Source organism: Pseudomonas phoenicis (assembly GCF_047302395.1).
In the GTDB taxonomy this organism is placed as follows: Bacteria; Pseudomonadota; Gammaproteobacteria; order Pseudomonadales; family Pseudomonadaceae; genus Aquipseudomonas.
Map to the genome: position 1 here is coordinate 2169897 of NZ_CP154852.1, position 18438 is coordinate 2188334.

General features: G+C 67.2%; 14 protein-coding genes and 3 pseudogenes. 9 read left to right on the forward strand and 8 right to left on the reverse strand.

Annotation, left to right across the window (positions count from 1 at the left end; all coding sequences use genetic code 11):
• Positions 1–8: 8 nt before the first annotated feature.
• The 3 genes from AA0Z93_RS09795 to AA0Z93_RS09805 form a co-directional block, all read right to left on the reverse strand.
• On the reverse strand, positions 9–1403 hold the full coding sequence (locus AA0Z93_RS09795; protein WP_413045499.1) for an ethanolamine ammonia-lyase subunit EutB: 1395 nt from the start codon (positions 1401–1403) through the stop codon (positions 9–11).
• A 48-nt stretch (positions 1404–1451) separates the two neighbouring features.
• Positions 1452–2900, reverse strand: coding sequence for an ethanolamine permease (gene eat / locus AA0Z93_RS09800; RefSeq protein ID WP_413045498.1), 1449 nt, complete (start codon positions 2898–2900; stop codon positions 1452–1454).
• A 343-nt stretch (positions 2901–3243) separates the two neighbouring features.
• Positions 3244–4764 carry an aldehyde dehydrogenase family protein gene (locus tag AA0Z93_RS09805; RefSeq protein WP_413045497.1) on the reverse strand — a complete coding sequence of 507 codons (1521 nt, stop codon included), beginning with the start codon at positions 4762–4764 and terminating at the stop codon, positions 3244–3246.
• 266 nt (positions 4765–5030) lie between these two features.
• Between AA0Z93_RS09805 and AA0Z93_RS09810 the strand changes: the two genes are divergently transcribed.
• The 4 genes and pseudogenes from AA0Z93_RS09810 to AA0Z93_RS09825 all read left to right on the forward strand — a co-directional run bounded on the left by AA0Z93_RS09810 (position 5031) and on the right by AA0Z93_RS09825 (position 9283).
• Positions 5031–6962 carry a sigma-54-dependent Fis family transcriptional regulator gene (locus AA0Z93_RS09810; RefSeq protein ID WP_413045496.1) on the forward strand — a complete coding sequence of 644 codons (1932 nt, stop codon included), beginning with the start codon at positions 5031–5033 and terminating at the stop codon, positions 6960–6962.
• A 66-nt stretch (positions 6963–7028) separates the two neighbouring features.
• A complete protein-coding gene (gene mpl / locus AA0Z93_RS09815) occupies positions 7029–8378 on the forward strand; it encodes a UDP-N-acetylmuramate:L-alanyl-gamma-D-glutamyl-meso-diaminopimelate ligase (protein WP_413045495.1) in 1350 nt (449 codons plus the stop codon).
• Positions 8375–9004 (forward strand): flavin prenyltransferase UbiX, encoded by a 630-nt coding sequence (ubiX, locus tag AA0Z93_RS09820; RefSeq protein WP_413045494.1) that lies wholly within the window; start codon positions 8375–8377, stop codon positions 9002–9004. Before mpl ends, ubiX begins: the two co-directional genes overlap by 4 nt.
• Positions 9001–9283 (forward strand): annotated as a pseudogene (locus tag AA0Z93_RS09825) (YceK/YidQ family lipoprotein). Before ubiX ends, AA0Z93_RS09825 begins: the two are co-directional and overlap by 4 nt.
• Positions 9284–9630: 347 nt before the next feature.
• On the opposite strand, the gene AA0Z93_RS09830 reads toward AA0Z93_RS09825, so the two are convergent.
• The 3 genes and pseudogenes from AA0Z93_RS09830 to AA0Z93_RS09840 form a co-directional block, all read right to left on the reverse strand.
• A complete protein-coding gene (locus AA0Z93_RS09830) occupies positions 9631–10272 on the reverse strand; it encodes an oxidoreductase (RefSeq protein ID WP_413045493.1) in 642 nt (213 codons plus the stop codon).
• Between the two features lie 161 nt (positions 10273–10433).
• Positions 10434–11123 (reverse strand): annotated as a pseudogene (locus AA0Z93_RS09835) (C13 family peptidase); the annotation flags it as partial.
• A gap of 74 nt (positions 11124–11197) precedes the next feature.
• Positions 11198–12179, reverse strand: a pseudogene (locus tag AA0Z93_RS09840) (MORN repeat-containing protein); the annotation flags it as partial.
• A 258-nt stretch (positions 12180–12437) separates the two neighbouring features.
• Here AA0Z93_RS09840 and AA0Z93_RS09845 point away from each other — a divergent pair.
• Genes AA0Z93_RS09845 through AA0Z93_RS09855 form a run of 3 tightly spaced genes read left to right on the forward strand, consistent with a single transcriptional unit; the run spans position 12438 to position 14113 of the window.
• Positions 12438–12800 carry a CidA/LrgA family protein gene (locus AA0Z93_RS09845; RefSeq protein WP_413045492.1) on the forward strand — a complete coding sequence of 121 codons (363 nt, stop codon included), beginning with the start codon at positions 12438–12440 and terminating at the stop codon, positions 12798–12800.
• Positions 12797–13513 carry an LrgB family protein gene (locus AA0Z93_RS09850; protein WP_413045491.1) on the forward strand — a complete coding sequence of 239 codons (717 nt, stop codon included), beginning with the start codon at positions 12797–12799 and terminating at the stop codon, positions 13511–13513. Before AA0Z93_RS09845 ends, AA0Z93_RS09850 begins: the two co-directional genes overlap by 4 nt.
• Positions 13514–13522: 9 nt before the next feature.
• On the forward strand, positions 13523–14113 hold the full coding sequence (locus AA0Z93_RS09855; protein WP_413045490.1) for an LON peptidase substrate-binding domain-containing protein: 591 nt from the start codon (positions 13523–13525) through the stop codon (positions 14111–14113).
• A gap of 29 nt (positions 14114–14142) precedes the next feature.
• Here AA0Z93_RS09855 and AA0Z93_RS09860 read toward each other — a convergent pair whose 3' ends face one another.
• Together AA0Z93_RS09860 and AA0Z93_RS09865 are read right to left on the reverse strand one after the other, a co-directional pair.
• On the reverse strand, positions 14143–15459 hold the full coding sequence (locus AA0Z93_RS09860) for a bifunctional DedA family/phosphatase PAP2 family protein (RefSeq protein WP_413045489.1): 1317 nt from the start codon (positions 15457–15459) through the stop codon (positions 14143–14145).
• Positions 15460–15463: 4 nt separating this feature from the next.
• Positions 15464–16174, reverse strand: a complete 711-nt coding sequence (locus AA0Z93_RS09865; RefSeq protein WP_413045488.1) for a DNA-3-methyladenine glycosylase — start codon at positions 16172–16174, stop codon at positions 15464–15466.
• A gap of 304 nt (positions 16175–16478) precedes the next feature.
• Here AA0Z93_RS09865 and AA0Z93_RS09870 point away from each other — a divergent pair, with 304 nt between their 5' ends.
• On the forward strand, positions 16479–17750 hold the full coding sequence (locus AA0Z93_RS09870) for a glutamate-5-semialdehyde dehydrogenase (protein WP_413045487.1): 1272 nt from the start codon (positions 16479–16481) through the stop codon (positions 17748–17750).
• A gap of 1 nt (position 17751) precedes the next feature.
• Positions 17752–18411: a nicotinate-nucleotide adenylyltransferase gene (gene nadD / locus AA0Z93_RS09875; RefSeq protein WP_413045486.1), complete on the forward strand. Its 660-nt coding sequence runs from the start codon at positions 17752–17754 to the stop codon at positions 18409–18411.
• Positions 18412–18438: the final 27 nt, after the last annotated feature.

Genomic DNA, 18438 nt, shown 5'->3' on the forward strand with positions numbered 1-18438 from the left:
GTCACCTCTCAGGCCAGTTGCGCCAGCGCCTGGCGGAATGCCGGCGGCAGGTTGTCGCCGAAACGCACCCGGCCATCGGCCTGGGTGAAGATCCCGGTGCGTTCGAGCCAGGCCTCGAATTCCGGCCCGGGCCGCAGCCCCAGGGTTTGCCGCGCGTAGAGCGCGTCGTGGAACGAGGTGGTCTGGTAGTTGAGCATGATGTCGTCCGAGCCCGGAATGCCCATGATGAAGTTGATCCCGGCCACGCCCAGCAGCGTCAGCAGGGTGTCCATGTCGTCCTGGTCGGCCTCGGCGTGGTTGGTGTAGCAGATGTCGCAACCCATCGGCACGCCGAGCAGCTTGCCGCAGAAGTGGTCTTCCAGGCCGGCGCGGATGATCTGCTTGCCGTTGTACAGGTATTCCGGGCCGATGAAACCGACCACGGTATTGACCAGGAACGGTTTGAAATGCCGGGCCACGGCATAGGCGCGGGTCTCGCAGGTCTGCTGGTCGACGCCATGGTGGGCGTTGGCCGACAGCGCGCTGCCCTGGCCGGTCTCGAAGTACATGAGGTTTTGCCCGGCCGTGCCGCGTTTGAGCGACAGGCCCGCCTCGTAGCCCTCCTGCAACACGCTGAGGTTGAACCCGAAGCTGGCGTTGGCCGCCTCGGTGCCGGCGATGGACTGGAACACCAGGTCCAGCGGCACGCCGCGGTTGATCGCCTCGATGGAGGTGGTGACGTGGGTGAGCACGCAGGCCTGGGTCGGAATCTGGTAGCGCTCGATCACCGCATCCAGCATCTCCAGCAACGCGCAAATCGAGGCGGTACTGTCGGTGGCCGGGTTGATGCCGATCATGGCGTCGCCGTTGCCGTACAGCAGGCCGTCGAGAATGCTCGCGGCGATGCCGGCCGGCTCGTCGGTGGGGTGGTTGGGTTGCAGGCGCGTCGACAGGCGCCCGCGCAGGCCCATGGTGCCGCGGAACGCAGTGACCACGCGGATCTTCTGCGCCACCAGGACCAGGTCCTGCACGCGCATGATCTTCGACACCGCCGCCGCCATTTCCGGCGTCAGCCCCGGTGCCAGGGCACGCAGGCTGCGCTCGTCGGCCGCCTCGCTGAGCAGCCAGTCGCGCAGGCCGCCCACGGTCAGGTGGCTGACCGGGGCGAAGGCGGCGGCGTCATGGCTGTCGACGATCAGCCGGGTGACTTCGTCGTCTTCATAGGGAATCAGCGCTTCGTTGAGGAATTCGCGCAGCGGGATGTCGGCCAGGGCCATCTGCGCCGCCACGCGCTCGCCGTCGTTGCTCGCCGCCACGCCGGCCAGAACGTCGCCCGAGCGCGCCGGGCTGGCCTTGGCCATGACTTCCTTGAGGCTGTCGAAGCGGTAGAGCAGGTGGCCGATGCTGTGTACGTAACGTGCCATACGGGTTCTCCAGAGCGCCGCAGGGTCAGCTGCGGCGCGGCTCGGCGATCAGTGCAGGGCCTCTTCGGCGTCCTGGATCGCGGCGAATTCTTCTTCCGGGGTGCCGGCCACCAAGTGGTGGCGGCTGTAGAAGGCGAAGTAGGCGATCAACACCCCATAGATCACGGCGGCGCCGATCACCACCCGCGGATCGACCAGGAACCCTGCGACCACGGCGATGCAGGCCAGCACCAGGGCCACGCCCGAGGTGAAGATGCCGCCCGGCGTGCGGTACGGGCGGGCCATCTTCGGCCGGCGGATGCGCAGGGTGATGTGCGCGGCCATCATCAGTACGTACGACAGCGTCGCGCCGAACACCGCCACCAGGATCAGCAGGTCGCCCTGGCCGGTCAGCGACAGGGCGAAGCCGACCAGGCCGGGAATCACCAGGGCCAGGACCGGCGCCTTGCTCTTGTTGGTCTGCGACAGCTTGCGCGGCAGATAGCCGGCGCGCGACAAGGCGAAGATCTGCCGCGAATAGGCGTAGATGATCGAGAAGAAGCTGGCGATCAAGCCGGCCAGGCCCACCAGGTTGACGAAGGCGCCCATCCAGGTCGAGCCGCCATAGGCTTTGGCCAGGGCTTCGACCAGCGGATTGCCCGAGGCCTTGAGCGCTTCGGAACCGGCCGCGCCTGGGCCGATGATCAGGATCAGCAGGGCGAAGGCCAGCAGCACCAACATCGCGCCGATCAGGCCACGGGGCAGGTCGCGTTTGGGGTTCTTGGTTTCTTCCGCGGCCAGCGGCACGCCCTCGACCGCCAGGAAGAACCAGATCGCATAGGGAATCGCCGCCCACACGCCGACGTAGCCCAAGGGCAGGAAGCTGCTGGCACCGACGGCGTCGGTCGGCGCGATGTCGAACAGGTTGGCTGCATCAAAATGGGGCACCATGCTCACCAGGAACACCACCAGTGCGATCGCGGCCACGGCGGTGATGGCGAACATCAGCTTCAAGGCCTCGCCGACCCCCAGAATGTGGATGCCGATGAAGACGATGTAGAAGGCCAGGTAGATCATCCAGCCGCCGATGCCGAACAGCGACTCGCAATAGGCGCCGATGAACACCGCGATGGCGGCGGGGGCGATGGAGTATTCGATGAGGATCGCCGTTCCGGTGAGAAAGCCGCCCCAAGGGCCGAAGGCGCTACGGGCGAAGCCGTAGCCACCGCCGGCGGTGGGGATCATCGACGACAGCTCGGCCAGCGAGAAGCACATGCACAGGTACATCGTGGCCATCAGCAGGGTGGCCAGGAACATGCCGCCCCAGCCACCCTGGGCCAGGCCGAAGTTCCACCCGGCGTAGTCGCCGGAGATGACGTACGCCACCCCCAGACCCACCAGCAGTACCCAGCCGGCGGCGCCTTTTTTCAGTTCGCGTTGCTGGAAGTAGTCGGAGCCGACGTTCTCGAAGTCGACCGAAGGGTTGGCCGGCGCAGAGCCGGAGTGATCGCTTGGCATAGTGTTCACCTGTTGTTTTTTTGCGCTCCGCAAACGCTGCGGAGGTGTGTGGTGATCGGTGCTGCAGGAAGCGGGCCAGAGCGCTTCGAAGGCCGGTCTGGTTGTTGTGTTATTCGGCTGGTACGTGGAGCCGGCCGGTCTCCACAGGGGGTGAGCTAGCCCTCCCTCCCAAATTGTAGGAGCGGCTTTAGCCGCGATGGGCGGCAGCGCCGCCCCAATGGCCCTGCTTCGCTACAGCAGGTCGATCTGCATCGCCTGACCTAGGCCGGCTACGCCGTCCATCGCGGCTTAAGCCGCTCCTACAGAGGAAGGCGATGGTCATCGCGGCTGATCGGAGCGCCGATCAGAAGAACCCCAGCGGATTGATGTCGTAGCTCACCAGCAGGTTCTTGGTCTGCTGGTAGTGGTCGAGCATCATCTTGTGGGTCTCGCGGCCCACGCCCGACTTCTTGTAGCCGCCGAACGCGGCGTGCGCCGGGTACAGGTGGTAGCAGTTGGTCCACACGCGGCCGGCCTTGATGCCGCGGCCCATGCGGTAGGCGCGGTTGATGTCGCGGGTCCAGACCCCGGCGCCGAGGCCGAACTCGGTGTCGTTGGCGATCGCCAGGGCTTCGGCTTCGTCCTTGAAGGTGGTGACGCTGACCACCGGGCCGAAGATCTCCTCCTGGAACACGCGCATCTTGTTGTTGCCCTTGAGCAGGGTCGGCTGGATGTAATAGCCGGTCGACAGCGCGCCTTCGAGTTGCTCCACCTTGCCGCCGGTGAGCAGTTCGGCGCCTTCCTCCTGGGCGATCTTCAAATACGACTGGATTTTCTCGAACTGCTGCTCGGAAGCCTGGGCACCGACCATGGTCTCGGTGTCGAGCGGGTCGCCGCGCTTGATCTGCAGCACCTTCTTCATCACCACGTCCATGAACTGCGGGTAGATCGACTCCTGCACCAGCGCCCGCGACGGGCAGGTGCACACTTCGCCCTGGTTGAAGAAGGCCAGCACCAGGCCCTCGGCGGCCTTGTCGATGAAGCTCGGTTCGGCCTGCATGATGTCTTCGAAGTAGACGTTGGGCGACTTGCCGCCCAGCTCCACGGTGGACGGAATGATGTTCTCGGCCGCACACTTCATGATGTGCGAGCCCACCGGGGTGGAACCGGTGAAGGCGATCTTGGCGATGCGTTTGCTGGTGGCCAGGGCCTCGCCGGCTTCACGGCCGTAGCCTTGCACCACGTTGAGCACGCCCTTGGGCAGCAGGTCGCCGATCAGTTCCATCAGCACGCTGATGCCCAGCGGCGTCTGCTCGGCCGGTTTGAGCACCACGCAGTTGCCGGCGGCCAGGGCCGGGGCGAGTTTCCAAGCGGCCATCAGCAGCGGGAAGTTCCACGGGATGATCTGCCCGACCACGCCCAGCGGCTCGTGGATGTGGTAGGCGACGGTCTTTTCGTCGATCTCGGCGGCGCCGCCTTCCTGGGCGCGCAGGCAGCCGGCGAAGTAGCGGAAGTGGTCGACGGCCAGGGGAATGTCGGCGTTGAGGGTTTCGCGGATCGGCTTGCCGTTGTCCCAGGTTTCGGTGATGGCCAGCACTTCCAGGTTCTGCTCGATGCGGTCGGCGATGCGCAGCAGGACGTTGGAGCGCTCCTGCACCGACGTGCGGCCCCAGGCGTCGGCGGCGGCATGGGCGGCGTCCAGCGCCTTGTCGATGTCCTTGGCGGTGGAGCGGGGGAACTCGGCGATGGGCTGGCCGTTCACCGGCGAGGTGTTGGTGAAGTGCTGGCCTTCGACCGGCGGGACGAACTCACCGCCGATGTAGTTGCCGTAGCGCGTCTTGAACGAGACCTTGGCGCCGTCGGTACCGGGATGTGCGTAACGCATGGTGTGTCTCCTGATCGATTTATGTTTGTGGAGGAGTGGCAAAGCCTAGAGCAAAGGTCGGGCCAGTGCCTGCGAGCCCAGGTGTCACGCGGGGTTGCGCCCGATGGCGCAGAGCGTGCGGCAAGCTGGTGTGACACTGGTGACACGTTCGCCGTGACGTTTCGTATCGGTTTTGGCACGTTGCGTGGGCCTGTGCCGCACGCCCCATTGCAAAGGCCCGGTCGCTGGAGGATGCTCGGGGAAATCCTTCTGTGCAGAAACACGCGATGAACAGCCGCTCGTTCAGCCGTCATGCCCGCCAAGTGCTCACCGTCGCCAACGGCCAACCCATGGGTGCGGGCAGCGACCCGTCGATCGCCCGCTCCTGGTTGCGCTGCCTGGAGGACTACCACCTCGATCCGGCCCTGGCCCAGGCGCCGGCCGTGCTCGAACACGCCCACGTGCAGCAGGGCCGCCAGCGTCTGGGCCAGGTGCTGGAAATCGCCGGTACGGAAATGCACAGCCTGCATCAGCAACTCAGCGGCGCCGGGCACGCGGTGCTGCTCACCGACGCCCAGGGCATCATCCTCAACTGCCTGACCGCGCCCACCGAACAGCGCACCTTCGAGCGCGCCGGGCTGTGGCTGGGCGCCGACTGGAGCGAGGCGCGCGAAGGCACCAACGGCATCGGCACCTGCCTGGTCGAGCGCCAGCCGCTGACCATCCACCAGGACGAGCACTTCCGTGGGCGGCACACGGGGCTGACCTGCTCGTCGAGCCCGGTGTTCGACCCCCAGGGCGAACTGCTGGCCGTGCTCGATGTTTCCTCGGCGCGCACCGACGTGTCGCGGCAGAGCCAGTTCCACACCATGGCGCTGGTCAGCCTGTCGGCCAAGGTCATCGAGCGCTGCTATTTCCTGCGTCAGTTCGAGCACCTGTGGCTGCTGCGCTTTCACGTGCAGGCCGAGTCGGTGGGCTTGTTCAGCGAAGGGCTGCTGGCGATCGACGGCGAGGGTCGCATTCAGGCGGTCAACCAAGGCGCGCTGAACCTGATCGGCGCGCCGCGCAGCGGTGTGCTGGGGCAGTCGGTGGAGCGCTTCTTCGCCTGCCGCCTCGACGACCTGCTGGCCCGCGCCGCGCCGCAGGGCAGCGCAGTATGGCCGCTGACCACCCACCAGGGCCGGGCGCTGTTCGCCAGCTTGCGCGGCCAGCCGCCGCAGCCTGTGTGGACGGTGCCGGCCAGTGCGCCGCCTGCGCGCAAACCCGCTGTGCAGGGCTGTTGGGTCGACCCGGCCTTGCAAGACGACTTCCGCCGCGCCGTGCGCGTCTTCCAGCGCGACGTGCCGCTGCTGCTGTGCGGCGAAACCGGCTGCGGCAAGGAAGCCTTCGCCCAGGCCGTGCATCAGGCCAGCGACCGCCAGGGCCGACCGTTCGTGGCGATCAACTGTGCGTCGATTCCGGAAAGCCTGATCGAGAGCGAGCTGTTCGGCTACCGCGGCGGCAGTTTCACCGGCGCGCGCAAGGAAGGCATGCGCGGCAAGCTGTTGCAGGCCGACGGCGGCACCTTGCTGCTGGACGAGATCGGCGACATGCCCCTGGCCTTGCAAACCCGTTTGCTGCGTGTGCTGGAGGACCGCCAGGTGGTGCCCATCGGCGGCGAGCCGCGGCGCGTCGACGTGCGCATCATCAGCGCCACCCACCGCCATTTGCTGGAGCGGGTCGAGCAGGGCAGCTTCCGTGAAGACCTGTACTACCGCCTCAACGGCCTGGAGATCGGCTTGCCGGCCGTGCGCGAACGCAGCGATCGGGGGGCGCTGCTGGACATGTTGCTGGCCGCTGAGGCGGCGGGGCAGGCCATCGTTCTGGAGCCGGCCGCGCGCCAGGCGCTGCTCGACTTCGCCTGGCCGGGCAATGTGCGGCAGATGAAGAACGTGTTGCGTGCCGTGGTCGCCTTGAGCGAGCAGGGGCGCATCACCCTGACCGATTTGCCGGCCGTGGTGCGCAGTGGCACAGGCGGCATCGCCTCAGCGCCAGTTGCGCCGATCGAGCGAGCGTCGCCGGCCCTGGGCGGCGAGCTGGACCTCGCCGAGCGCACTGCGTTGCTCGACCTGCTGCAAGCCCGACGCTGGCACCTGACCCAGGTCGCCGAGCACTTGGGCATCAGCCGCAACACCCTGTACCGCAAGCTGCGCAAGCATGGCATCCGCCGCGGCGACTGAGCGAAACAGCGGGTGCGCTTTGCCTAGGGCTGGGCTACCCTGCGTCGACGTTTTGCGAGGTCGATCATGCACATTCACATTCTCGGTATTTGCGGCACTTTCATGGGCTCCCTGGCGGTATTGGCCAAGGCGCTCGGGCATCGCGTCACCGGCTCCGATGCCAACGTCTATCCGCCCATGAGCACCCAGCTCGAAGCCCAAGGCATCGAGCTGACCCAAGGCTACGACCCGGCGCAACTGCAACCGGCACCGGACCTGGTGGTGATCGGCAACGCCATGTCGCGCGGCAACCCGGCGGTGGAATACGTGCTGAACAAGGGCCTGCCCTACGTGTCCGGGCCGCAGTGGCTGGCCGACCACGTGTTGCAGGGGCGCTGGGTGCTGGCGGTGGCCGGCACCCACGGCAAGACCACCACCAGCAGCATGCTGGCCTGGGTCCTGGAGCATGCCGGCATGAGCCCGGGCTTCCTGATCGGTGGCGTGCCGCAGAACTTCTCGGTGTCGGCGCGCTTGGGCGAAACGCCCTTCTTCGTGGTCGAGGCCGACGAATACGACAGCGCCTTCTTCGACAAGCGCTCCAAGTTCGTGCATTACCACCCGCGCACCGCGATCCTCAACAACCTGGAGTTCGACCACGCCGACATCTTCCCCGATCTGCAAGCCATCGAGCGGCAGTTCCACCACCTGGTGCGCACCATCCCCAGCGAAGGCCTGGTCATCCACCCGACCCGCGAGCAGGCGCTGGCGCGGGTGATCGACATGGGTTGCTGGACCCCGGTGCAGACCACCGGCGAAGGCGGTCAGTGGCAGGCGCGCCTGCTCAGCGCCGACGGTTCGCGCTTCGAAGTGCTGTTCGACGGCCAGGTGCAAGGCACCGTGCAATGGCCACTGACCGGGCGGCACAACGTCGACAATGCCCTGGCCACCCTGGCTGCCGCACGCCATGTGGGCGTGGCGCCCGCGCTGGGCATCGAGGGCCTGAGCGCCTTCAAGAACGTCAAGCGGCGCATGGAAACCATCGCCGAGGTGCAAGGCGTCACCATTTATGACGACTTCGCCCACCACCCCACGGCCATCGCCACCACGCTCGACGGCCTGCGCAAACGGGTCGGCGAGGCGCCGGTCATCGCCATCATCGAGCCGCGCTCCAACTCCATGAAGCTCGGCGCGCACCGCGACGGCCTGCCGGAAAGCGTCAACGATGCCGACCAGGTGATCTGGTACGCCCCGGCCAACCTCGGCTGGGACCTGGCAGCCACCGCCGCCGAGTGCCGCGTGCCCTCGGTGGTGGCCGACAGCCTCGACGCGATCATCGAACGGGTCAAAGGCCAGGCGCGCCCCGGCACCCATGTGGTGATCATGAGCAACGGCGGCTTTGGCGGCCTGCACCTGAAGCTCGCCGAGGCCCTGCGATGAGCGGGCCGCAACGCGTCACCCTGGCCATGACCGGGGCCTCGGGCGCGCAATACGGCCTGCGCCTGCTCGACTGCCTGGTGCGCGAAGACCGCGAGGTGCATTTCCTGATCTCCAAGGCCGCGCAACTGGTGATGGCCACCGAGACCGATGTCGAACTGCCGGCCAAGCCGCAGGCGGCGCAGGCGTTCCTCACCGAATACACCGGCGCCTCCGCCGGGCAGATTCGCGTGTACGGCAAGGAAGACTGGATGTCGCCCGTGGCCTCGGGCTCCGGCGCGCCGGCGGCGATGGTGGTGGTGCCGTGTTCCACCGGCACGCTGTCGGCGATCGCCACCGGCGCGTGCAACAACCTCATCGAGCGGGCCGCCGACGTCACCCTCAAGGAACGTCGGCAACTGATCCTGGTGCCACGCGAGGCGCCGTTCTCGACGATCCATCTGGAAAACATGCTCAAGCTGTCGAACATGGGCGCGGTGATCCTGCCGGCGGCGCCGGGCTTCTATCACCAACCGCAGACCATCGACGACCTGATCGACTTCGTCGTGGCGCGGATCCTCAACCTGTTGGACATCCCGCAAGACATGCTGCCGCGCTGGGGCGAGCACCATATCGGCAGCGATCTGTGAAGCCGCTGCTGCTGGCCGCTGCCGCGCTGTTGAGCGGCTGTGCCACGGTCGGCACGCTCAACGCTAAGCAGCCCGACGCGCCCGTGGTCTATGCCGGCACGCGGCTCGACCTGTATGCCTTGGAGGGCGGCTGCTGCGCCGAACAACGCTTCGGTACCGCAGCGCCGACCTTGCCAGGGCTGGACCTGCCATTCAGTGCGCTGCTCGATACCCTGTTGTTGCCGCTGTCGATACCGGCCAGCCTTTGGCTGGCGGCTTAGCGCCACTGGCGGGCTGTAGCGCGTGAATGGATCGGGGAAGGTATTGCGCCACCAGGCCGGCGTCGCCGGCCATCGCGGCTAAAGCCGCTCCTACAAAGGTCGGCGTTGCTGGCCATCGCGGCTGATCGGAGCGCCGAACCGGCCGCTTCCACAGACCAGTGAGCTGCTTGATGAATACACGCCCGTGTAGGAGCGGCTTCAGCCGCGATGGACCGCAAAGCGGTCCTAGTCCAGACGCCGCTTTGATCCCAGTGGACCCGGCTCATAACCTTAAGACCGGCGCTGCCTGCCATCGCGGCCAATCGGGGCGCCTAACCAACCGCTTCGACATACCCCTGGCTTGCCGGCATCAAGCCATACCACCGCTCATTTCCCCAGACGGCGCAGCTCGTCCGACTCTACCACGCGCACGCCATCCTGTTCTTCCAGCGCCAGGCGCCACAGCGCGCGGGCCAGAGTGCAGGCCTCGATGCCCTTGTATTTGCCGGGAATCAGGCGGGCCAGAGGCGCCGCCAGGCGCTCGCCCAAGCGCTGGTTCAGGCGTTCGCCCAGCAGCAGGGAAGGGCGGGCGATGGTCAGTTGCGACCAGCCCTGTTGCTTGAGGGCTTCTTCCATTTCGCCTTTGACACGGTTGTAGAACGCAGACGAGCCAGTGTCGGCGCCGATCGCGCTGATCACCAGCAGATGCCGTGCGCCCATTTCCCGCGCACGCTTGCCAAAGGCCTCGACCAAGTCCAGGTCAACGGCGCGGAAGGCCGCTTCCGAGCCGGCTTGCTTGATCGTGGTGCCCAGGCAACAGAAAGCGATGTCGACGTTGCCGGTGAGCGTCGGCAGCCGGTCGGCCAGTTCGCCGGTAGGGTTGTCCAGATGCGCGTGCTCGGCCAGAGGGCGCCGCGTCGGCGCCAGGACGCGACTGATGGTGGGTTCACTGAGCAGGCGGTCGAGCAGATGCTCGCCGGTCAGGCCGGTAGCGCCGGCGATCAAGACACGCTGGGGCGTCAGGTACATACGGTATCTCCCTTGTCAGTGTGAAAGCGGCCCATCGCCATCCATGCTCGATTCCAGCCTAGGAGGGGTCCCCAACCGCGGCGGGCTGCAAAACGGGCTCGCCGCAGCTTTTGCAGTCGTGCCGACGAGTTTACCGTGGGTGCCGGCGGCCCGTAGGCGCCCTACAGGTTCAACGCCTGCTCGGCTTGCTGGCGGCGCAGGCGCTGCCAGTGTGCGATCACCCCCGAAGGCGCCCAGATCTGCGGTTCAGAGGCTTCGAAACCTTCACGGCGTTCTCGTTCGGCAACACTGGCGCGGGCCAGTTCAAACGCCTGTTTCAGATCGTCGGTCTGGTTCAGCGCCTGGGCGAACAGGGCATCGCCGAAGTAGGTGAAATCCGCCTCTTCCGAACAGCCGAACGACACCCGGTCGGCCCGTGCGGCGGTCATGATCAGCGTGCGTTCGTCCTTGAGCGGGGCAATGTAGCCCCCGGAATAGCAGGCCGAGACCACCACCACCTTGTCGCGCTGCTTGAGCGGCGCGAGCACGCTGGCCAGCTCGTCGGCCGCCAGGTCGGCCAATTGCAGGCGCGGCTGGTCGAGCACCAGTTGGTGGTCGGCGCTGCCATGGGTGGTGAGGTAGATGAACACCAGGTCGTCGTTCGAGGTGCGCTCGGCCAGCGCCTGCACGGCGCGGCGCAGGCTTTCGCGGGTGGCCATGGGCCGGGTCGCCATGCTGTCGCGGTGGTTGACCAGGGTGATCTGGCCGGTGGCGCCGAAGCGCACCTTGAGCAGATTGCTGACGTAGTCAGCTTCGCGCAGGAACACGCTCTGCTGGCCGTCGCCGGCCACCACCAGGCTGTATAGCCCCGTGGCAGGCTTGGCGTGCCGCGCCTGGCCCGCCTTGGAATCCCTGGCCGAGGAGCCCGGCGCCACACCGTGCGCCTGCGGCAGCCGCGCCAAGGCCTGGTCGAGCAGGGCGCCCTGGTTGAGCAGTGCCAGGTCCAGCGGGTCGGGCAGCAGGTGGCCGCGCTCGTCGCGCACGCGCACACCGTTGACCCAGACACCGGCTTCCACACGGCCGTCGGCGTAGGTCAGGCGACCCTCGCCGTGGTAGGTGTCGTTTTCGAATGCGCCCTGGTACTGGCTGCCGTCGGGCAGTTGCAGATGGCCCTGGCCGGAGAAGCGCCAGTCGCGGAACAGCCCTTTGTAGTGGCTACCGTCGGCGCCGAGCAGTTCGCCTTCGCCGGCCAGCGCGCCGTCCTTGAACGGGCCGATCCATACATCGCCTTCGGCGTTCTCGTAGCGGCCGCGGCCTTCCAGGCGGTTGTCCTTGAATTCGCCGATGTACTGCTCGCCCTCGACACTGTCGAAGGTGCCGCTGCCTTGCAGCTGGCCGTCGACGAAGGTGCCGCTGAAACGGTTGCCGCTGGCGTCGCTGCGCACCCCGGCGCCGTTGGGCTTGCCGTGGCTGAACAGGCCCTGATAGCGGCTGCCGTCGGCCATCTGCAGTTCGCCGGCGCCCTGGTACTGGTCGTCCACGAACTGGCCGCGGTACAGCTGGTCGTGCTGCTTGAGCGTGCCGTCGCCGTCGCGCCGGCCCTGCTTGAAGGTGCCGCTGTAGTGGCTGTCGGGCGTGGTCAGGTCGCCCAGGCCGTCGAACAGCCCCTGGACGAACTGGCCGCGATACACCTCGCCATGGCTGCCGTGCCACTCGCCGTCACCGTGCCATTGGCCATCGTGGAAGCCGCCTTGGTAGTAGCTGCCGTTGGGATAGTCGATGCGTCCTTGGCCTTGCAGCAGGCCATTGACCACCTCGCCCCGGTAACGGCCGCCGTCGGGCAGGCGCGCGTCCGGCGGCGAAAGCGGCTCGCCCTCGCCGCAGGCCGCGAGCAGCAGGGTCAATGCAAGGGGCAGCAGTGGGCGCATGACGGAGTCCGGCTGGAAAATCGGCGAGTATGCCGCAGATTGCCTGCGCGCCGACAGCCATCGACCCGTGCCGCGCATCGCCTTCGGACGAACAGCGCGACGGCGCGGCATCGCGCGCCTGCCAGAGGTCGCCGGCATCACCGCTGGCGGGCCCCGAAGGCCTGCGCGGCCGGTCAAGGGAACAAGTTTACGGCCCCGGTCGGCCGATGCCGCCGGCTCGCGTGCGTATAATGGCCGCCTCGCTCGAAGGAGGTGCCTATGTTGTTGCGCGGATTGACCTGGTTGGTGTTGTTCCAGTTGCTGGGCACGGCACTCAACCACCTGCTGCTGCCCATGTTGCCGGGGCCGATCGTCGGTCTGTTGCTGTTGCTGGCCTGGCTGATGGCCAGGGGCGAGGTCGGCCAACCGCTGAGCGAGGCATCGTCGAGCCTGTTGCGCTACCTGCCGCTGCTGCTGGTGCCGCCGGCGGTAGGCGTGATGGTCTACGCCAAGGACATCGCCGCCGACTTCTGGGCCATCGTCGGCGCGCTGGTGATCTCCTGCGTGCTGAGCCTGGTGCTGGCCGGCGTGCTGATGCAGAAGCTGATCCACCGCCAGAGCGCGCGCAAGGAGCAGCCATGACTCCCGACGTGCAGGGCGCGTGGGCGGCCGTGGTGCACCACCCGCTGTTCGGCATCGGCATCACCTTGGGCGCCTACCAACTGGCGGTCGCGGCCTACGAAAGAACCCGCTGGATCTTCCTGCAACCGGTGCTGGTGTCGATGCTGCTGCTGATCGGTGTGCTGCTGTCGTGCGGCATCCAGTACGGCGAGTACCGCAAGAGCACCGAGATCCTCAACGTCCTGCTGGGGCCGGCCACCGTAGCGCTGGCAGTGCCGCTGTACCTGAACCTGCGGCGCATCCGCCAGTTGTTCTGGCCGACCTTCACTACGCTGGTGATCGGCGGTGTGTTCGCCACCCTGACGTGTGTGGCGTTGGGTTACGCTTTCGGCGCCGAGCACATGATCCTGATGACCATGGCGCCCAAGTCGGTGACCTCGCCCATCGCCATGCTCGTGGCCGAGCAGATCGGCGGTGTGGCGGCGCTGGCGGCGGTGTTCGTGCTGATCACCGGGGTACTGGGCGCCATCGTCGGGCCGGCGCTGCTCGACCGCTTCGGCGTGACCCACCCGGAGGCTCGCGGTATGTCGTTGGGCATCACGGCGCACGCGGTGGGCACTTCGGTGGCGTTGCAGGAAAGCGATGAATGTGGCGCCTTCGCGGCGCTGGCGATGAGCCTGATGGGCGTGGCCACCGCGGTGTTCCTGCCGCTGGCGGTCAGCCTGGTGACCTGAGGACGCGACATGACGTTACCGCTGTTTCCGCTCAATACCGTGCTGTTTCCCGGCTGTCTGCTCGACTTGCAGATCTTCGAAGCACGCTACCTGGACATGATCGGCCGCTGCATGAAGCAAGGCGAAGGCTTCGGCGTGGTGTGCATCCTCGACGGCGAGCAGGTTGGCCACGCTCCCAGTGGCGTGGCGACGATCGGCTGCGAGGCGGTGATCCGCGACTTCGTGCAGCAGGAGAACGGCCTGCTGGGTATTCGCGTCGAGGGTGCTCGGCGTTTCCAACTGGGCGAAACCCAGGTGCGCAAGGACCAGCTGCTGGTCGGTGAAGTCGAGTGGCTGGCCGAGCAGGCCGACAGCCCATTGCTCGAACAGGACGACGACCTGCTGGCGCTGCTGCTGGCCCTGGGCGAGCACCCGATGGTCAAGTCCCTGGACATGCCCCAGGCGGTCAACGGGCGGCAGTCGTTGGCCAACCAGTTGGGGTACCTGTTGCCGTTTCTGGAGGAGGACAAACTTCGATTGATGGCCACCGACGCGCCCGCGCAGCGCCTGGACAGCATCCAGGCGTTGCTCGAGCAGTTGCAGGGCGAGGTGATCGGCTGAGGCCGGCGGGCGCCCTCGCGGCGCCCCTTTCAGTACTGGTAGCGCAGCAGCGCGGCGGGCAAGGCGTGGAAGGCGAAGAACGCCATCAGCGCGGCGCAGGCCGGCAGCACCAGCCACCATACCCGCACCGGCATGGCCGGCAGGGGCTCGCGGTTCTGCACCAGGGTCAGGGTCAGGGCGCACACGCAGCAGGCCAGCAAGGTGCCGGCCAGGATGTCGGTCGGCCAGTGCGCGCCGAGGTAGACGCGCGACAGGGCGATCGCCAGGGCCGGCAGGCAGCCCAGCAAGACCCAGGTCAGGCGCATCCGCGTCGGCTGGCCGCGCCCGGCCAGCACCGCCAGCACCAGGAAGAAGGCGAACGAGGCCGAACTGTGCCCACTGGGCATGCTGTAGCTGGTCAGTGGCTCGGTGAGCACTTCGGGGCGTGCGCGGGCGAACAGCCATTTCAAGCTGCCATTGCCGACTGCGGTGCCGATCAGCGCGCAGCCGGCGAACAGCGCATGGCGCCATTGCCGCACCAGCAGCAACAGCCCGGTCAGCAGCCCGCCGAGGTAGAACTGCGTGCGGAAATCGCCCAGCCGGGTGATCAGCACCACGGTGCCGTCCAGGGCCTGGCGACGATGTTCCTGGACCAGGGTCATCACGCCCTGGTCGAAGTCGTGCAGCCAAGGCCAGCCGACGAACACGGCGATCAGCGCCAGCAGGCACAACCCACTGATCAGGCGGCTGCCGTGGCGGTGGTCGCGGATGCTGCTGTTCAGGCTGACCACGATCAGCAGCGCCAGGGTGCCGACGACGATGCCGGCCTGGGGCCAGAAGTCTTCCGGTAGCGGCAGGCGAATGGCTGCGCCGGCCGCCCAGCCGGGCAGCAGGTAGGCCACCGACCAGCCGGCGGCGGCCACCAGGCTGACGGCGACGAAACGCAGCAACGGCATGTCGAACATGCCCGCGACCATCGGCAGCATCGGCCGCAGGGGGCCGATGAAGCGGCCCACCAGCAGGCTGGCGATGCCATAGCGCTTGAAATAGGTCTCGGCGCTGCCGATCCATTCGGGGTGGTGGCGGATCAGCGGCAAACCGCGAATGTTCTGGTGGAAATACTTGCCGATGGCGTAGGACAGCGCATCGCCGAGCAGACCGCCGGCGAAGCCCAGCAAGAGGGTTTCCCCCAGGGTGAAGGCGCCGCTGCCGGCCAGTACCGCCACTGCGAACAGCAGCACGGTGCCGGGCACGATGATGCCGGCGATGGCCAGGCACTCGATGCAGGCGATGAGGAAGATGGCCATGCCCAGCCATTGTGGGTTGGCACTGAGCCAGGTGGTGAGGCTGTCGAGCCATTGGCCCATGATGTCAGTGTCCTTCGTTCGGGGTGGAGGAGGCCTTGAGGATGGAGAAGTCCTGCCCTTCGACTTGGCCCCGGCGAAGCGGGTTCCGCGTGCAGAAGCGGGCATAGGCGGCGTCGACGAAGCGATAGGGCAGGTGCTCGTCGCGGCCGTGGGGAATGCCCAGGCGCGCGGTCTGGATGATCTGCGGTACCGCGATGCCGCAGTCCTCCACATAAAAGCGCTGCGGGTCGAAGCGCTGCGCGTCCCAGTGCGGCACCTTCAGGCCCAGGGCACGGCAGAGCAGGGTCTGGCCGGCGCACAGGCGCCCGTCGGGGCGCGGGTTGCCGCTGGCGTCGGGGTTGTTCAGCTGCATGCGTGTCAGGCTGTTGGCATCGCTGAGGGCGTCGGTCCAGGGATAGGCCGACTTGATCAGCACGGCGTTGCCCGGCCCGTGGGCGCTGAAGTTCAGCGAATCGCCCCCGCGCGCGTAGTACATGTAGATGTGCCCGCCGCCCAGAAACAGCGCCTTGCGCTTTTCGGTGAAGCCCAGTGAGGCATGGCTGCCCTTGTCGCTGAGGTAATACGCCTCGGTCTCGATGATCCGCACGGCCAGCCACAGGTCGCCTTGGCGGTGGCGGATGACCTTGCCGAGCAGGTCTTTGGCCAGGGTCTGGGCGTCGCGGTCGAAGAAGCTGTCGGGCAGGGCCGAGGGTGGGTGAGGGGCTGGGTTCGTCATGGGGATCGGCTTCCAGGCGAAAAGACCGGGATCATAGCAACGAATGACGGACCGCAGCGCTGGCCTGGTGCCTGTACCAAACCCATGGCCATTGGCGCCACACCGGCCATGCCCCCGCAAACACGGGTCATGTTGAAAAACCAAGACACGTACCAAGCCAAAATCGGACAATTCCGATACCTACCGTTACATCTTTCTGACCTTGTAACTGGGACATTTACTACCATCCGCCACCCACCGCTGGGCGTATACCGGCGCGCCCGCTATAATCAGCCGCTTTCCCCTTCGCCAAGACACCGCACCCATGACTGAGTCCGTTCTTGACTACATGACCCGCCTGGGTCGCGCCGCCCGCGAAGCCTCGCGGGTCATCGGCCGTGCCAGCACCGCGCAGAAGAACCGCGCCCTGCAGGCCGCCGCTGCGGCGCTGGACGCTGCCCGCGATGAGCTGACCGCCGCCAATGAGCAAGACCTGGCCGCCGGCCGCGCCAATGGCCTGGAGCCAGCGCTGCTCGACCGTCTGGCGCTGACCCCGGCGCGCATCGACGGCATGATCACCGGCCTGCGCCAGGTCGCCGCGCTGCCCGATCCGGTCGGGGCGATCCGCGACATGAGCTACCGGCCCTCGGGCATTCAGGTCGGCAAGATGCGCGTGCCGCTGGGCGTTGTGGGAATAATCTACGAGTCGCGTCCGAACGTGACCATCGACGCCGCCAGCCTGTGCCTGAAGTCGGGCAACGCGACCATCCTGCGCGGCGGCTCCGAAGCCATCCACTCCAACCGCGCCATCGCCCGCTGCATCCAGCGCGGCCTGGCCGACGCCGGTCTGCCGGCCGCGGTGGTGCAGGTGGTCGAGACCACCGACCGTGCGGCGGTCGGGGCGTTGATCAGCATGCCCGACTACGTCGACGTCATCGTGCCCCGTGGCGGGCGCAGCCTGATCGAACGCGTCAGCCGCGAAGCCCGCGTGCCGGTCATCAAGCACCTCGACGGCATCTGCCACGTCTACGTGGCCGAGCACGCCGACTTGGCCAAGGCCCAGCGCATCGCCTTCAACGCCAAGACCTACCGCTACGGCATCTGCGGCGCCATGGAAACCCTGCTGGTCGACCAGCACGTGGCCCAGGCCTTCCTGCCCGGCATGGCCGAGGCTCTGATCGAGAAGGGCGTGGAACTGCGCGGCTGCGAGCGGACCCGCGCCATCGTCGATGCCCAGCCGGCCAGCGAAACGGACTGGCACACCGAATACCTGGCGCCGATCCTGTCGATCCGCGTCGTCGACGGCTTCGAGCAGGCCGTCGAGCACATCAACCATTACGGTTCACACCACACCGACGCCATCGTCACCGAGCACCAGGGCCAGGCCCGACGTTTCCTCTCCGAAGTCGATTCGGCGTCGGTGATGATCAACACGCCCACCTGCTTCGCCGACGGTTTCGAATACGGCCTGGGCGCGGAAATCGGCATTTCCACCGACAAGCTGCACGCCCGCGGCCCGGTCGGTCTGGAAGGCCTGACCTGCGAAAAATACGTGGTGATCGGCGACGGCCAACTGCGCGGCCAGGAGCCGAGCTGAATTGACCGCATCTTCGCCAGCCCGGCGCATCGGCATTCTGGGCGGAACCTTCGACCCCGTGCACATCGGCCACCTGCGCAGCGCGCTGGAAGTGGCCGAGCTGATGCAGATGGACGAACTGCGCCTGCTGCCCAATGCCCGCCCGCCGCACCGCGACACACCGCAGGTGACCGCGCAAGACCGCCTGGCCATGGTGCGCCATGCGGTAGCCGGCACGGCGCAACTGAGCGTCGATGCCCGCGAGCTGGCGCGCGACAAACCGTCGTACACCATCGACACGCTCGAATCGTTGCGCGCCGAACTCGCCGCCGACGACCAGCTGTTCCTGCTGCTGGGCTGGGACGCGTTCTGCGGCCTGCCGGGCTGGCACCGTTGGGAAGAGCTGCTGCAACACTGTCACATCCTGGTGCTGCAACGCCCGGATGCCGATGTCGAACCCCCTTTCGAGCTGCGCAACCTGCTGGCTGCGCGCTCCGCGAGCGATCCCACCGCCATGCCCGGCCCGGCGGGGCACATTTCGTTCGTCTGGCAGACCCCGCTCGCGGTGTCCGCTACGCAGATCCGACAGCTGCTGGCCAGCGGCAAGTCGGTGCGGTTCCTGGTGCCGGACGCAGTACTGGCCTACATCGAGGCGCACGGTCTGTACCGTGCGTCCAATTGAAGGTGCCACGGGCACCTCACCCAACAC

Coding starts and splice junctions, on each gene's coding strand:
- AA0Z93_RS09795 (WP_413045499.1), bottom strand. CDS start 1,403: ATGGCACGTTACGTACACAGCATCGGCCACCTGCTCTACCGCTTCGAC.
- eat (WP_413045498.1), bottom strand. CDS start 2,900: ATGCCAAGCGATCACTCCGGCTCTGCGCCGGCCAACCCTTCGGTCGAC.
- AA0Z93_RS09805 (WP_413045497.1), bottom strand. CDS start 4,764: ATGCGTTACGCACATCCCGGTACCGACGGCGCCAAGGTCTCGTTCAAG.
- AA0Z93_RS09810 (WP_413045496.1), top strand. CDS start 5,031: ATGAACAGCCGCTCGTTCAGCCGTCATGCCCGCCAAGTGCTCACCGTC.
- mpl (WP_413045495.1), top strand. CDS start 7,029: ATGCACATTCACATTCTCGGTATTTGCGGCACTTTCATGGGCTCCCTG.
- ubiX (WP_413045494.1), top strand. CDS start 8,375: ATGAGCGGGCCGCAACGCGTCACCCTGGCCATGACCGGGGCCTCGGGC.
- AA0Z93_RS09830 (WP_413045493.1), bottom strand. CDS start 10,272: ATGTACCTGACGCCCCAGCGTGTCTTGATCGCCGGCGCTACCGGCCTG.
- AA0Z93_RS09845 (WP_413045492.1), top strand. CDS start 12,438: ATGTTGTTGCGCGGATTGACCTGGTTGGTGTTGTTCCAGTTGCTGGGC.
- AA0Z93_RS09850 (WP_413045491.1), top strand. CDS start 12,797: ATGACTCCCGACGTGCAGGGCGCGTGGGCGGCCGTGGTGCACCACCCG.
- AA0Z93_RS09855 (WP_413045490.1), top strand. CDS start 13,523: ATGACGTTACCGCTGTTTCCGCTCAATACCGTGCTGTTTCCCGGCTGT.
- AA0Z93_RS09860 (WP_413045489.1), bottom strand. CDS start 15,459: ATGGGCCAATGGCTCGACAGCCTCACCACCTGGCTCAGTGCCAACCCA.
- AA0Z93_RS09865 (WP_413045488.1), bottom strand. CDS start 16,174: ATGACGAACCCAGCCCCTCACCCACCCTCGGCCCTGCCCGACAGCTTC.
- AA0Z93_RS09870 (WP_413045487.1), top strand. CDS start 16,479: ATGACTGAGTCCGTTCTTGACTACATGACCCGCCTGGGTCGCGCCGCC.